Consider the following 13675-nt stretch of genomic DNA (forward strand, 5'->3'; position numbering starts at 1 on the left):
ACGCGCGAGCGTTGCAATAGCGCCATCGCGTCAACACCGGAGGCATTCGTGACTTCAACAACCGCCACCCTACCCCATTTACCGCAGCGGCGCCGCAGAGCGGAAATCACCGGGCGCGCCTTGCCGGGGCTTTGCCGGAGCCGGCCATGATCGAACTCATACTGGCATTTTCGGCCGGCGTGCTGACGATCGCGTCCCCATGCGTGCTTCCCGTGCTGCCGATGGTGGTGAGCACGTCCATCGGCGAGCAAAATCCTCTGCGTCCGCTGTCAATCGCATTGGGGTTCGTCACCGCGTTCTCCTCGGTGGGCATTGCATTCAGTGCACTTTCGAGCTCTCTCGGTGACGTGCACGGCCTGATCCGGGATGTCTCCATCCTGATTCTGTTCGCATCCGGGCTCGCTCGAATCTGGCCGCGGCTATTCGACCGGCTCATGACGCCGTTTGGCGCCGTGATCGACCGCCTTGCCGGCGTCGGTGCCCGGGCAGGCAATGGCATGGTTGGCGGCTTCGTGCTAGGTACGACGCTGGGCGTGGTCTGGACGCCGTGCGCGGGGCCGGTACTGGCTTCCATCCTCGCACTGGTCGCCAGGGCGCAGGACCTGGGGCGTGCCGCAAAGCTCCTCACGCTGTTCGCCGCGGGCGCCGCGATTCCCATGCTGGCCATTGCCTACGGCGGCCGGTTCGTGACCACCCGCGGCCGCAAGGTCGCCCGCCATGCACATCATTTGCAGCGCGGCTTTGGCGCGATTGTCGCCGCAACCGCCGTTGCCATGTACTTCCAGTATGACGTGATTGCCGTAGCCTGGCTGACCAACTCTTTCCCCTCAATCCACCTCGGAGTCTGACTCATGCACCGCTCGATTCGTGCCTGTATCGCAGCCGTATCCCTACTCGCAGCAACACACGGCAGTGCGATAGCCCCCTCGCCTGCCGACCATGGCAAGGCGCCGGAGTTTCCCGCCAACGCGAAGTGGCTGAACACCGAGCCGCTGACAATCTCCGCACTGCGCGGCAAGGTGGTGCTTGTCGATTTCTGGACCTACACCTGCATCAACTGCATCAACACGCTCCCGCACGTCAAGCAGTGGTACGACAAATACCGGGACAATGGGCTGATGGTGGTCGGCGTGCATACGCCCGAGTACCCGTTCGAGAAATCGACCTCGAACGGACAGGCTGCTCTCAAGCGCCTCGACATCCGGTATCCGGTCGTGCAGGACAACGCGTATGTCATCTGGGACGCCTACAGGAACCAATACTGGCCCGCCCTCTATCTTGTCGATGCCAGCGGCAAGATCGTCTACCAGCATTTTGGCGAAGGACACTACGAGGAAACGGAAGCGGCCATACAGAAGCTCCTTTCCGATCGCAAATAACCCTGTGCAAGCCCGGATCACGCCAGCAACCGCCGCCCCCCGGAAAAACAGATCGACGCGGGGGCCGCGCCGATCCACGAGAGGGACCGTCCCGGCACAGGCGATCCGGAACGTCCCCCGACCCGCGCCCGCTAGTAGCGGGCGACTTCGATTACGGCATCCGCAAAGGCCTTTGGCGCTTCCTGTGGAAGGTTGTGGCCCGCACCTTTGACAATCCGATGCGCGTACTTGCCTGTGAACCTTTTCGCGTAAGTACTACCATCCGTAGCCGGTGCGACGCCGTTCGAATCTCCGTCGATCGTGATCGCCGGCACCGTGATCGCCGGGCCTGTGGCCAGGCGCTTCTCGATACTGTCGTATTGGGGCTCGCCCCCGGCAAGACTGAGTCGCCAACGGTAGTTGTGAATCACAATCGCCACATAGTCCGGGTTGTCGAAGGACGCCGCCGTACGGTCGAACGTTGCATCATCAAAGTTCCACTTAGGGGAATTCTCCTTCCAGATAACCTTGGCGAAATCACGCCGGTTAGCCTCGAGGCCGGCCTTGCCGCGTTCCGTAGCGAAGTAGAACTGATACCACCATGCGTGCTCGGCGTTCGGCGGCAACGGGCGCTTGTTGAACTCAAGGTTATTGATGATGTAGCCATTGGCGGAAACAATGGCTTTGCAACGCTCCGGCCACAGCGCTGCGATGACACAAGCCGTCCGCGATCCCCAGTCGTATCCGGCGAGAACCGCCTTGTCGATCCTGAGTGCGTCCATCAATGCAATGGTGTCGAGCGCAACTGCCGATTGCTGGCCATTGCGGAATGTCTTGTCGGAGAGAAACCGCGTCGTGCCGTGACCGCGCGTATGCGGAACAATGACCCGGTAGCCAGCGGCTGCCAGATGCGGGGCCACATCGACGTAACTGTGAATGTCGTACGGCCAGCCGTGCAGCAGGATAACGACGGGACCATCGTGCGGTCCAACCTCGGCATAGCCGACGCTGAGAACACCGGCTTCGATCTGCCTGAGGTTGCCGAACGACGCACCGGACGTCGCCGAGGCGGCGACTGGAACAGACTGCCCGGCAGGACTCGACTGCGCACGAGCGAGTCCGGTCAGGCCCAACTCCAAGGCACCGATTCCRACAGCCGCGGCACCAAGGAAGCGACGACGGTCAGGGTTAATCTCTTCAGACATGCTTAATTCCCCTTTTTTGAGGTTGGCTTTGATTTCCAGGATACGAATTACTTGTATCTGGGATGTGTCCGGGTTGGGTGGCAGGTCCGACGATGGCATCGCGCCGGGGGCCCGGTCGGAGCTGCGCGGCACGCACTGATTCCTCACATGAGCGGGGTGCCGCATTTCCAACGAAGCGGATGACTACCCGTCGTCCGTGCGGAAAATATAGGTTCAATCGGTCCGCCGATTAGCCCGCCGCACAGCACATGGGTTGTTACATGGTGTAAATCGAAATGCGCCGGGCTTCCGGCCAACGTGGCATCCGCAGTTCCCGATGCCTGCTATCCGCGTTGGCAATCGCAAGGCGCACGGCATGTGGCGCACCCCTTGCGCGCCGCCGTTCCTGCCATCTCCCGGCCCGTGAGACTGTCGAGCCGGTGCGCCGGCGTTCCCGCACGCTCAACAGACGGACAGATCGGTGCGGGCACTGGCTTTGCGCCTGATTTGTTCCCGTCAGGCAAGACTCTTTGTCCATGGCGGGTATTCGAACTCAGCATCGATTCAACTAGATTTAGGACCAATCGGTGCCGCCGGCCCGATCGGCAAGAGAGCCGAATCAACTTGTATCGAGGTTTATCATGAGCACATCGCAAAAAGTCGTCGTCGTTACTGGTGCATCGCAAGGTATTGGCGCAGAGGTGGTCAAGGCTTTCCGCAAGCGCGACTACCGCGTTGTTGCAACGGCGCGATCCATCAAGCCATCGGATGATGACAACATCCTGACGGTCGCAGGCGACATCGCCGATCCGGCCACCGCCCGGCGCGTCATCGCCGAAGCCGTGGCACGCTTCGGCCGCATCGACACGCTGGTCAACAACGCCGGCATCTTCATCGCGAAGCCCTTTACCCAGTACACCGCCGAAGACTACGCGGCGAAAACGGGCGTGAACCTCGCGGGCTTCTTCTACATCACGCAGCTCGCCATCGCCGAAATGGAGAAGAGGTCGAGCGGCCACGTGATCAGCGTCACCACCAGCCTGGTCGACCACGCCATCAACGGCGTGCCTTCTGTACTGGCATCGCTGACCAAGGGCGGACTGAACGCGGCCACGAAATCGCTCGCCATCGAATACGCCAAGAGTGGCATTCGCGCGAATGCCGTCTCGCCGGGAATCATCAAGTCCTCGATGCACCCGCCGGAAACCCATGCCGCGCTCGGGGCACTCCATCCGGTAGGCCGTATGGGCGAGATGAGCGATATCGTGGACGCCATCCTGTATCTGGATTCGGCGCCCTTCGTAACTGGCGAAATCCTGCATGTCGACGGCGGGCAGAGCGCTGGTCACTAGAGCACGCCAGGGCGCCATTGAACGCCGCCCGGCCCGCGTGGGCGGGGCGGACATCTCGTGCGCCAGTCAGTCCAATGCCGCCTGCCTTCGCGCGCCACTCACGTGCGCCATCTGCCGCCGCGCACGAGTTCTGTCACCGCGTCGGCAAAGGCCTCGGGTGCTTCCTGCGGCAAGTTGTGGCCGACACCCGGAATCTGCCGATGAATGCGCGGCCCGGCAAACCGTGCGGCGCTGGCTTTGCCGTCGGTTGCCGGGACGACGCCATCGGCCGTGCCATCCAGCGTGATGGCGGGAACCGGGATCAGCGGAATCGCCGCCAGCTTCCTTTCCGTTGCCTCATGCTGCGTCCTGGTGGATTTCTGGACGTACTCCTGCATCAACTGCATTCGCACGCTCCCCTATATCCGCGCCTGGGCGGAAAAATACAAGGACCAGGGGCTGGTGGTCATCGGCGTGCATACGCCCGAGTTTGCCTTCGAGAAGCGTGTCGGCAACGTGCGCCGGGCCGTGGAGCAATTCAAGATCCGCTACCCGGTCGCGGTGGACGGCGACTTCCGGATCTGGCGGGCGTTCGGCAACAGCTACTGGCCGGCGCTGTACTTCATCGATGCCAGCGGGCAGATTCGCCACCACCAGTTCGGCGAGGGCGGCTATGAACAGTCCGAGGCTGTCATTCAGGCTTTGCTGAAGGAAGCCGGTGCGCAAAAGGCCGGCACCGCGCCGGTCAAATTCGACACGTCCGGTGCGCAAGCGGCGCCAGACCTGGACAACGTGCGCTCGCGGGAGACCTATATCGGCTACCAGCAGGCATCCGGCTTCGCGTCGCCCGAGGGCCTGCGCGCCGGCACCGCACGCGACTACACGATCGCCGAGCCGCGCCTGAATAGCTGGGGCCTGAGCGGCAACTGGACCGTGGACGCCGAACAAGCCACGCTCAACCGCGCCGGCGGCGGCATCGCCTACCGCTTCCGCGCGCGTGACCTGCACCTCGTGCTCGGCCCCGGCGCCGACGGCACGCCGGTGCGCTTCCGTGTCTTGGTCGACGGCAAGGCGCCCGGTGCCAGCCACGGTACCGATACCGACCCGGATGGCAACGGCACCGTCACGCAGACCAGGCTCTACCAACTCGTTCGCCAGCCGGGAAAGGTCGGCGAGCACACCTTCGACATCCGTTTCCTGGACCCGGGCGTCCAGGCCTTCGTCTTCACTTTCGGATAACCGTTTCCGTCAAGGGAATCTGCCTTGCCGGCTCCGCCGGCTACTGCTTGTCCGATGCCTTCCGGCTGGCGGCAAACATCGACATGCGGCGCGTAATGTGCTCAAGGAACTCGGATGCCGCAGCAGGCAGGGGCCGGCCGGTCTTCACAAGCAACCGCGCCTGGGTGCCCCTGAGCAATGGATGATTGATCGGTACGGTGACCAGGCTCCCGGCAGCGATCTCGCGATACGCCGCGAATTCTCCGATCAGCGTAATGAAGTTCTCATAGGCGACAAATTGCTTCAGCGCCGTCAACGAGTTGGTGACGAGCGTCGGGCGGATCTTTATGTTCTCCGCGAACTCCAGCATCTTCGCGGCGTGCCCGATGCCAAAGGACTCCGGCATCAGCGCGAGCGGGTATGACAGCACATCGCGGATGCTGGCTTCGCCGCCGCGCAACGCCAGCGGGTGATCGGGACGAACCAGCAGCACCACGGGCTGCGGAGAACTGGCACGGTACTCGATGCGCGGGTGAGGCGGTGGATTGTAGGCAAGGCCGATGTGGGCGCGGCTTTCAGCGACTTCGTTCAGGACATCGTCGACTGGCAGGATCTCCATGCTGATATCCAGCATCGGGTACCGCGCGCAAAACGGCGCAAGGACTTCGTTGACGAGCGCATCGACATAGCCCTCGCTCATGGCCACCTGGACCTTGCCCTGCTGCAATCCCTTCAGCGCGTGCAGCTGGTCCTCGAGATTCTCCTGATGCGAACGGTAGCCGCGCCAGAACTCGAGCAGATGCGCGGCCGCCTCCGTCGGTTTCACACCGCGCGACTGGCGTTCGAACAGCGTAGCGCCCAGTTCTTCTTCAAGCAGCCTGATCTGTCGAGTGATCACGGAGGGTGACGTATTGAGGCTGTCCGCCGCCCCGCGAATGGTGCCGTGCGCCAGAACCTCACGGAAGTATCGTAATCGCAGCTGATTGATCTCTCGCATGTCGAAACACAATTGAGCCAATGTGATGGGCAGGAGGCAACCATACATGAACTTCATCGCGCCTGCCCGGCCATCCCCCGCCATGACGACCGGGCCTGACTCCGGCCATCTTCACCATGCGATACGGATGGGTTGCGTTGCTCAGATTAGAACGAAGCGTGAGCCCGCTTACTGTTGGTCGGAACCCCCGGCTCTGTCACCATCGGCGGACTGGATAAGCGGCATCAAACACAACGCACTGGAGACCGGCATGTTAGTCATTCCGAACGAAAGCGCCGTCGACGACACTTCGACGCTCTACAACAAGATCAACTGGCGCCTGCTGCCGTTCCTCCTGATCTGTTACCTGTTTGCCTATCTCGACCGGGTCAACATCGGCTTTGCCAAACTGCAGATGCAAAGCGACCTCGGCTTCTCCGACGCCGCTTACGGCGTGGGTGCAGGCATCTTCTTTCTCGGCTATGTACTGTTCGAGCTGCCAAGCAACCTGCTGCTGCCTCGCGTGGGCGCGCGCAAGACGTTCAGCCGGATCCTCGTGCTGTGGGGCATCACGTCCGCCTGCATGCTCTTCGTGCGTGATGTGCCAACGTTCTATGCCATGCGCTTCCTGCTCGGCATCTTTGAGGCAGGCTTTGCCCCGGGCATGATCTACTACCTGTCGTGCTGGTACGGACCGCAGCGCATGGGGCGCGCCATCGCGATCGTCTTCCTGGCGGGACCGATCGGCGGCATTGTCGGAGGACCCGCTTCGGCGTGGCTGATAACCACCATGTCCGGCACCGCCGGCCTCGCCGGCTGGCAGTGGATGTTCTTGATCGAGGCCATCCCCTGCGTATTGCTGGGGTTCCTTGCACTGTCGCTCGTGCCGAACCGCCCCGCGGATGCGGCCTGGCTGACGGACCAGGAAAAACGTTTTCTGGCAGCTGAGCTCGGGGTATCCGTCGCGCACAAGCACTCGTTCATGGCGGTGGCACGGGATGCGAGGGTCTATGTGCTCGCCCTTGCGTACTTCTGCATTATCGCGGCCATCTATGCCATGAGCTTCTGGCTCCCGACCCTGATCAGGGCGCAGGGCGTGGCCGATACCGTGCAGCTCGGCTGGTACACCGCATTGCCATACCTTGGCGCCGCATTCGGCATGTACTACATGGGGCGCCGCTCCGATCAAAAGGGCGAGCGCCGATATCACAGCGCAGTGCCCGCCTTCTTCGCTGCCCTGTTGCTCGCCGGGTCGGCACTCGCAGACGGCAATCTCGGTCTGTCGCTTGTCCTGCTTACGCTCGGCACCACCGCGCTCTGGATGACTTACACGGTGTTCTGGGCCATGCCGGCCGAGTACATCAAGGGCCCGGCGGCAGCCGGCGGCATTGCGCTGATCAACACGATCGGCTTGTCCGGCGGCTTCTGGGGCCCGGCCATCATCGGGTGGGCCAAGACCGCGACCGGCAGCCTGCATCCTGGCGTGCTGGTCATGGCGTTGATGCCGCTGATCGCCTCGCTGATCCTCCTCGCCAACAAGTTGCCTGAGCGCCGGTAGTCCACTGCAAACCACATACAAGGTTCCGAGAGGAACACACGAAAGAAGGAGCAACCATGCTTTTACATCTATCCACCTGGGCCGAAGTCGAACAGTTTCTCAAGCGCAGCCGCGTGATTGTCGTGCCAATCGGTTCCAACGAGCAGCACGGGCCAACGGGGCTTCTTGGCACCGACTGGCTTTGCCCGGAGATCATTGCGCGCGAGGCGGAAAAGACAGCCGATATCCTGGTGGCGCCGACGTTCAACATTGGCATGGCCCAGCATCACCTCGGCTTTCCCGGCACCATCTCGCTGCGCCCGTCGACCTTCATTGCCGCGATCGGTGACTGGACCCGCTCACTGGTGGGGCACGGATTCGAGAAAATCCTGTTCCTCAACGGCCATGGCGGCAATGTGGCCTCCATCGAGGCCGCGTTCTCCGAGATCTATGCCGAAGCCAGTTTTTCCCGGCGCCGCGCCGGATTCGCACTGAAGCTGTGCAACTGGTGGGACCTGGCAGGCGTCAACGAGCTCGCGCGCGAGCAGTTCCCGACCGGCCATGGCTCTCACGCCACGCCTTCCGAGATTGCCATTACACAGTGGGCCTTCCCCGCCGCCGTGAAGTCGGCCCGCTATACACCCCAAATCGCCCCATCGGGTCCCATCCGGGAGGCGCTCGACTTTCGTGCGCGGTTCCCGGACGGGCGCATCGGTTCCGACCCGGGACAGGCGACACCGGAAAAGGGACGCGCACTGGTCGAACTGGCCGCGCAAAGCCTCGCGCGCGAGCTTGAAGCATTCGGGGGTGAGCCAATGCCCCTCTGATACGCGCGCGATCGCGAGTTCGCTACGGCGTACATGACTGGCTGCACAAGGGTTGCCGCATCCCCCCCGAAGCCGGGTGAGGTATAGACTTTGAACGGGTGTGGTTCACACCTGTTGCCAATCTTCGAAGGAACGATGCAATGCTCACCCAGAAGACCAAGGACATCGTCAAATCCACCGCCCCGGTGCTGGCGGAACACGGATACGCCATCATCCAGCGTTTCTATAAACGCATGTTCGAGGCGCACCCGGAACTCAAGAACGTCTTCAATATGGCGCACCAGGAACAAGGGCAGCAGCAGCAGGCCCTGGCGCGCGCAGTGTATGCCTACGCCGCGAATATCGAGAATCCCGAGAGTCTCTCGGCCGTTCTGAAAAACATCGCAAACAAACACGCAAGTCTTGGCGTGCGGCCGGAGCAATACCCGATCGTCGGTGAACACCTGCTCGGCGCGATCAAGGATGTTCTCGGGGATGCGGCGACCGGCGAGATCATCTCCGCCTGGGCGCAGGCGTACGGGAACCTGGCTGACATCCTGATGGGTATCGAAAGCGAGTTGTACGAGCGCTCCGCCGAGCAGGATGGCGGCTGGAAAGGCTGGCGCACATTCATCGTCCGCGAGAAGCGGCCTGAGAGCGACGTCATCACCTCGTTCATCCTGGAACCGGCCGATGGCGGCCCGGTGGTGAATTTCGAGCCTGGCCAGTACACCAGCGTCGCGATCCAGGTGCCCTCTCTTGGCCTGCAGCAGATTCGGCAGTACAGCCTCTCCGATGTGCCGAACGGGCGAAGTTACCGGATATCGGTGAAGCGCGAGAGTGGCGGCACGACGCCGGCGGGTTATGTCTCTTGCCTGCTGCACGATCACGTCGGTGTTGGCGACGAGGTCAGGCTCGCCGCGCCGTACGGCAGCTTCTACATCGACGTAAATGCCAGGTCCCCGATCGTGCTGATCAGCGGCGGCGTAGGGCTGACCCCCATGGTCAGCATGCTGAAGAAGGCGCTTCAGGAACCGCCGCGGCAGGTAGTGTTCGTGCATGGCGCCCGCAATAGTGCGGTGCAGGCCATGCGCAACCGTCTGCGCGAAGCATCGCATGAGCACGCCAACTTCAAGCTGCTTGTGTTCTATAACGAGCCTCTCCCGGAAGACGTCCAGGGTAAGGATTTCGATTACGAGGGTCTGGTCGACGTCAGTTTGATCAAGGATTCCATCATGCTGCCGGACGCTGACTACTACATCTGCGGACCGATCCCGTTCATGCGGATGCAGCACGATGCCCTCCAGAACCTGGACATCCCGGAGACGCGCATTCACTATGAAGTGTTCGGGCCGGACCTGTTCGACGAGTAGCGCTGACCAGCGGCCAACCTAAGTCGCTGCTTGAGATTGCGTAGCGCCTGACCGGGGACCACGCCCCACTTGACGCCCGGTTTCATACCGCACGCCCAGCCGCTGGAGAATCTCACGGCGTTTGCAGCGACACACCGTACTGGGCAAAGATCTGCTGCAGCTCGCCGCTGCGGCGGATCGCGTCCAGCGCGTTCTGCAGCGACTCCGCGAGTTCGCCCTCGTCCGCCTTGACCGCCATGCCGATGGCCCAGCCGCGCGCGGGCAGCAGCGGCGAGGCAACGTCCACCGTGGCGAAGCGCGCGGCGGACTGGCCGGCCGCCTTGAGCGCGCTTTCGTATTGCGAGCGCGTGACCATCGCCGCGGCGATCTCGCCGGCGAACAGCGCGCGCAGCGTTTCGTCCGGCCCGGCATAAATCTTGACCTTGTCGCGCAGCGCGCCCTGCGCCCCGGACAACAGGGCATTGGCACCGGCGGAGCCCGCTTCCGCGCCGGTAGGCTGGCCGGCCAGATCCTCCAGCTGCCGGACCTCGGAGACACGCTCGCGGTCGTGGACCAGCACGAACATCTCGCGGTGATAAGGCGCGAAGATCAGCGCCTTGTCGTTCGCGCGCATGAACGCACGGTCCACCGGCACATGCAGCATCACATCCGCCGGGCCATAGCCCAGGTAATGGCCACGCCACACCATATTGCGCAGGTCATCCGACATGTTCTCGTCAGCATCGAACGGCAGCAGCGACACCGACAGCCCCATCTGCTTGCTCAGGGCCTTCGCCAGCGCCACGTCGATGCCCGGCAACGGGTTGCCCGCTGCCGTGGAAAATGGCGGCAGACTCTTATAGACGGCCACCTTCAAGGTCCCGCTCTGGCGGATCCTGGCCATATCGGCCAGCGACGGCTGGACGCAGACGAGCGCGGCAAGCGCCAGCAGTGCGCCGGCCAGGCGATGGGAGCCGGCGGGGGCCGGCAGGGAGGGAGCGGCGTCCCGGAAAGGGCTGGCGCGCATGGGAGGTCTCCTGGTTTTCTTGATCTTTGTGTTTGTGAATCAGGGAATGCGGGAATGCGGTGGAAGCGCGGGCGGGCCCGCAGCCCTTACTCGTGCCGCGATTCGAGATAGGTCTTGATGGACCAGACCGCTTCTTGGCTCAGCACGCCATCGAACGGTGGCATGTAGACCCGGCCGTCTCGCGTGCGCCCCTTGCGCACGGTGGTGGTGAAGTACTGCGAGACCTCGCCCATGCATTCCTGCTTCTTCCTGGCGTTGGCCAGCGACGCGCAATCGCTGTCCAGCTTGCGCAGGTCCGGCGCGATGCCGCCCGACACCGCTTCCAGCCCATGGCAGCGCGCGCAGTTCTGGTTGTAGGCCGAGGAGCCGATACGCAGTGCTTCCTGCTGCGCTTCGCCCGTCCTGTATGGATTATCCGGACGCCATTCTTCGCCGAGTTGCGGTAGTGTCTTGGTGTCCACTGCTTGCGGTGTGACGTCCCCATGGGCCGAGGCCGCTTGGGGTAGCGCCCCGGCCAGAAGCGTGCAGATGGCAATCAGGGCAAGTGTGCGGCGTGGTGTTTTCATCAGTGTCACCTCCAGTTGTTGAACTATGTTTTGAAGGTGACTTCCGCAAAAGCCATACCAAGCGCAAAGTGGGCCATAAACCGGACGAGGCCCCGGCAAATGGCAGGCGTGTGACACAGCACGCCGGAACCAGTGCCCTGGAATGCAACACCCTGGCAAGCGTTTTGCTTCATGAAGCAACACTTCGGGCCATGTCGACCACGCCAGGACCCGGAGCGACCCGTGCACAGATCGCGGGCGACTTCCACAGGAGACAGAAAAATGACTTTCCAAGCGGCCGGCGTCCCGCCGGCGGCAACGGGCAACCCGGCGGAGGGCGACCGGCCAGACCTGATCGCCCAGGCCCACCTGCGATCCGAAGCCTATGGCTTGCGGCCCTATGAATCGCCAGACTTCTGCCCGGTGCTGCAAAGCGAGCTGAAAACGCAGATAGAGCGCAGCCAGTCGCTGTTCACCCACGCGCTGCCGGTCATGGAGACGCTCTACGACCAGATCGTCAACACGCAGAGCATGGTGATCCTGACCGACGCCGCCGGCCTGATCCTGCACTCGCTGGGCGACGACGACTTCCTCGCCAGGGCCAACAAGGTGGCCTTGCAGCCCGGCGCGCTGTGGTCCGAGGAAAGCCGGGGCACCAACGCCATCGGCACCGCGCTGGCCGAGAGCAAGGCCACGCTGGTACACGGCGCGGAGCATTTCCTGGAGGCCAACCGCTTCCTCACCTGCTCCTGCATGCCCATCCTCGATGCGTACGGCAAGACAGTCGGCGCGCTCGATGTGACGGGTGACCAGCGCGGATTCCACAAGCACACCATGGCGCTGGTGCGGATGTCGGCGCAAATGATCGAGAACCAGCTTTTCGCCAATGCCTTCCAGGACATGGTGTGCGTGCGTTTCCACTCGCGCGCGGAGTTTATCGGCACCCTGGTCGAAGGCATCGCCTCCTTTACGCCGGGCGGACGCTTCCTGTCGGCCAACCGCAGCGCGCAGTTCCAGCTTGGGATGTCGGTCGGCGCCTTGCACGCGCACACCTTCTCCTCGCTGTTCGGCCTGTCGCTGTCGCAGTTGTTCGACGCCGAGCGCAAGGCCCCGGGGGGCGTCGTGCACCTGCCGCTGCCAAGCGGCGTCAAGGTCAGCGCACGCGTCGAGTGGAAGGCGCCTGCCGTGTCCGTCCCGGCGGCTGCCATCGACAATGGCAGCGCGGAGGAGGCGCACTGCATGCCTGATGCCGCCTCCCTGCCCCGCCGTGCGGGCGCGCAACCGGCCCGGCGCCCCGCCGGGCTGGACGACCTGGACACCGGCGACGCCCAGATCAAAGGCGTCATCACCAAGCTGCGCAAGGTGATCGGCAAGGATATTCCCGTCATGGTGCTGGGGGAAACCGGCACCGGCAAGGAACTGCTGGCCCGCGCCATCCACGCCGACAGCCCGCGCAATGCCGGGCCTTTCATCGCTGTCAACTGCGCCTCGATACCCGAGACGCTGATCGAATCCGAGCTGTTCGGCTACGAAGAAGGCGCCTTTACCGGCGCCCGCAAGAAAGGCGGCATCGGCAAGATGCTGCTGGCCAACGGCGGCACCCTCTTCCTGGATGAAATCGGCGATATGCCCTTGCACCTGCAGGCGCGCATGCTGCGCGCGCTGCAGGAGCGCGCGGTCACGCCGCTGGGCAGCAGCCGGGTGATCCACGTCGACGTGTCAGTGATCTGCGCCACCAATCGCAATTTGCGCGAGCAGGTGGCCAACGGCCTGTTCCGGGAAGACCTCTACTACCGCCTGAACGGCCTCGTGGTGCGCCTGCCGGCCTTGCGCGAGCGCACCGACCTCGATGTGGTGGCCGACAAGCTGTTACGCGAGGGCCAGGCAAACGGGGGACCGCGCATCAAGGATTCGGTGATGGCGATGTTCCGCAGCTATCACTGGCCGGGCAATATCCGCCAGCTTGGCAACCTGCTGCGCACCGCGCGCCTGATGGCCGAAGGCGAGGCGGAGATCACCGAGGACCACCTGCCCGACGATTTCCTGGAAGACCGGCTGGCGCGCCAGGCCACCCACCCCGCGCACGGCGCCACGCTGGAAGCCGATGCCGCGCCGGCCGGCGGGCGCGCCCCGGAGGTAGCGCCCGGCCCACAGCCCACCCGCCTGGCCGACGTCGAGGTGCTGGCCATCGTCGCCGCGGTCAAGGCGCACCACGGCAATATTTCCGCGGCGGCCAAGGCGCTCGGCATCTCTCGCAATACGGTCTACCGGAAGCTGGACGAGGCCAACGCGCTGCCGCAGCAAGATGGCTGAGACGGCAGCCGTGCGCGCCGGCTGGCGC

The 13675-nt window shown here is 63.6% G+C and carries 11 protein-coding genes and 2 pseudogenes; 8 read left to right on the top strand and 5 right to left on the bottom strand.

Translation table 11 applies throughout. The features are described from left to right. Positions 1-146 precede the first annotated feature (146 nt). Positions 147-848 (top strand): cytochrome c biogenesis CcdA family protein, encoded by a 702-nt coding sequence (locus tag AC1DN0_RS08010; RefSeq protein WP_441627939.1) that lies wholly within the window; start codon positions 147-149, stop codon positions 846-848. A gap of 3 nt (positions 849-851) precedes the next feature. Further along, positions 852-1379 (top strand): thioredoxin family protein, encoded by a 528-nt coding sequence (locus AC1DN0_RS08015; protein ID WP_477111161.1) that lies wholly within the window; start codon positions 852-854, stop codon positions 1377-1379. 131 nt (positions 1380-1510) lie between these two features. Here the strand turns inward: AC1DN0_RS08015 and AC1DN0_RS08020 are convergent, their stop codons facing one another. After that, positions 1511-2563 carry an alpha/beta fold hydrolase gene (locus AC1DN0_RS08020; protein WP_441628025.1) on the bottom strand — a complete coding sequence of 351 codons (1053 nt, stop codon included), beginning with the start codon at positions 2561-2563 and terminating at the stop codon, positions 1511-1513. A gap of 620 nt (positions 2564-3183) precedes the next feature. On the opposite strand from AC1DN0_RS08020, the gene AC1DN0_RS08025 reads away from it, so the two are divergent. Continuing rightward, the gene (locus AC1DN0_RS08025) at positions 3184-3894 is read left to right on the top strand and encodes an SDR family NAD(P)-dependent oxidoreductase (RefSeq protein ID WP_441628027.1); all 711 of its coding nucleotides are present in this window, start codon (positions 3184-3186) and stop codon (positions 3892-3894) included. 98 nt (positions 3895-3992) lie between these two features. On the opposite strand, the pseudogene AC1DN0_RS08030 reads toward AC1DN0_RS08025, so the two are convergent. After that, a pseudogene (locus AC1DN0_RS08030) lies at positions 3993-4223 on the bottom strand (alpha/beta fold hydrolase); the annotation flags it as partial. Between the two features lie 16 nt (positions 4224-4239). On the opposite strand from AC1DN0_RS08030, the pseudogene AC1DN0_RS08035 reads away from it, so the two are divergent. After that, positions 4240-5112, top strand: a pseudogene (locus tag AC1DN0_RS08035) (redoxin domain-containing protein); the annotation flags it as partial. 40 nt (positions 5113-5152) lie between these two features. Here AC1DN0_RS08035 and AC1DN0_RS08040 read toward each other — a convergent pair. Beyond that, on the bottom strand, positions 5153-6088 hold the full coding sequence (locus AC1DN0_RS08040; protein WP_441628029.1) for a LysR family transcriptional regulator: 936 nt from the start codon (positions 6086-6088) through the stop codon (positions 5153-5155). A gap of 250 nt (positions 6089-6338) precedes the next feature. Between AC1DN0_RS08040 and AC1DN0_RS08045 the strand changes: the two genes are divergently transcribed. From AC1DN0_RS08045 to hmpA, 3 genes are all read left to right on the top strand, one after another. Next, on the top strand, positions 6339-7625 hold the full coding sequence (locus AC1DN0_RS08045) for an MFS transporter (RefSeq protein ID WP_441627943.1): 1287 nt from the start codon (positions 6339-6341) through the stop codon (positions 7623-7625). Positions 7626-7681: 56 nt separating this feature from the next. After that, entirely contained in the window at positions 7682-8431 is a 750-nt protein-coding gene (locus AC1DN0_RS08050; protein ID WP_441627945.1) for a creatininase family protein, read from the top strand. A gap of 140 nt (positions 8432-8571) precedes the next feature. Further along, positions 8572-9783, top strand: coding sequence for an NO-inducible flavohemoprotein (gene hmpA / locus AC1DN0_RS08055; protein ID WP_441627947.1), 1212 nt, complete (start codon positions 8572-8574; stop codon positions 9781-9783). 112 nt (positions 9784-9895) lie between these two features. On the opposite strand, the gene AC1DN0_RS08060 is transcribed toward hmpA, so the two are convergent. Beyond that, the gene (locus AC1DN0_RS08060; protein WP_441627949.1) at positions 9896-10789 is read right to left on the bottom strand and encodes a substrate-binding periplasmic protein; all 894 of its coding nucleotides are present in this window, start codon (positions 10787-10789) and stop codon (positions 9896-9898) included. Positions 10790-10875: 86 nt separating this feature from the next. Beyond that, complete coding sequence (pedF, locus tag AC1DN0_RS08065; RefSeq protein ID WP_441627951.1) at positions 10876-11355, bottom strand: cytochrome c-550 PedF; 480 nt, start codon at positions 11353-11355, stop codon at positions 10876-10878. A 261-nt stretch (positions 11356-11616) separates the two neighbouring features. On the opposite strand from pedF, the gene AC1DN0_RS08070 reads away from it, so the two are divergent. Further along, positions 11617-13647 carry a sigma-54-dependent Fis family transcriptional regulator gene (locus AC1DN0_RS08070; RefSeq protein WP_441627953.1) on the top strand — a complete coding sequence of 677 codons (2031 nt, stop codon included), beginning with the start codon at positions 11617-11619 and terminating at the stop codon, positions 13645-13647. Positions 13648-13675: the final 28 nt, after the last annotated feature.

The sequence above is a fragment of the Cupriavidus sp. 05N39 genome (assembly GCF_056397325.1).

Bases quoted from the DNA above. Each gene is read 5' to 3' on its own strand.
- AC1DN0_RS08010 (WP_441627939.1), top strand. From the start codon at position 147: ATGATCGAACTCATACTGGCATTTTCGGCCGGCGTGCTGACGATCGCG.
- AC1DN0_RS08025 (WP_441628027.1), top strand. From the start codon at position 3,184: ATGAGCACATCGCAAAAAGTCGTCGTCGTTACTGGTGCATCGCAAGGT.
- AC1DN0_RS08015 (WP_477111161.1), top strand. From the start codon at position 852: ATGCACCGCTCGATTCGTGCCTGTATCGCAGCCGTATCCCTACTCGCA.
- AC1DN0_RS08050 (WP_441627945.1), top strand. From the start codon at position 7,682: ATGCTTTTACATCTATCCACCTGGGCCGAAGTCGAACAGTTTCTCAAG.
- hmpA (WP_441627947.1), top strand. From the start codon at position 8,572: ATGCTCACCCAGAAGACCAAGGACATCGTCAAATCCACCGCCCCGGTG.
- AC1DN0_RS08040 (WP_441628029.1), bottom strand. From the start codon at position 6,088: ATGCGAGAGATCAATCAGCTGCGATTACGATACTTCCGTGAGGTTCTG.
- AC1DN0_RS08060 (WP_441627949.1), bottom strand. From the start codon at position 10,789: ATGCGCGCCAGCCCTTTCCGGGACGCCGCTCCCTCCCTGCCGGCCCCC.
- AC1DN0_RS08045 (WP_441627943.1), top strand. From the start codon at position 6,339: ATGTTAGTCATTCCGAACGAAAGCGCCGTCGACGACACTTCGACGCTC.
- AC1DN0_RS08070 (WP_441627953.1), top strand. From the start codon at position 11,617: ATGACTTTCCAAGCGGCCGGCGTCCCGCCGGCGGCAACGGGCAACCCG.
- pedF (WP_441627951.1), bottom strand. From the start codon at position 11,355: ATGAAAACACCACGCCGCACACTTGCCCTGATTGCCATCTGCACGCTT.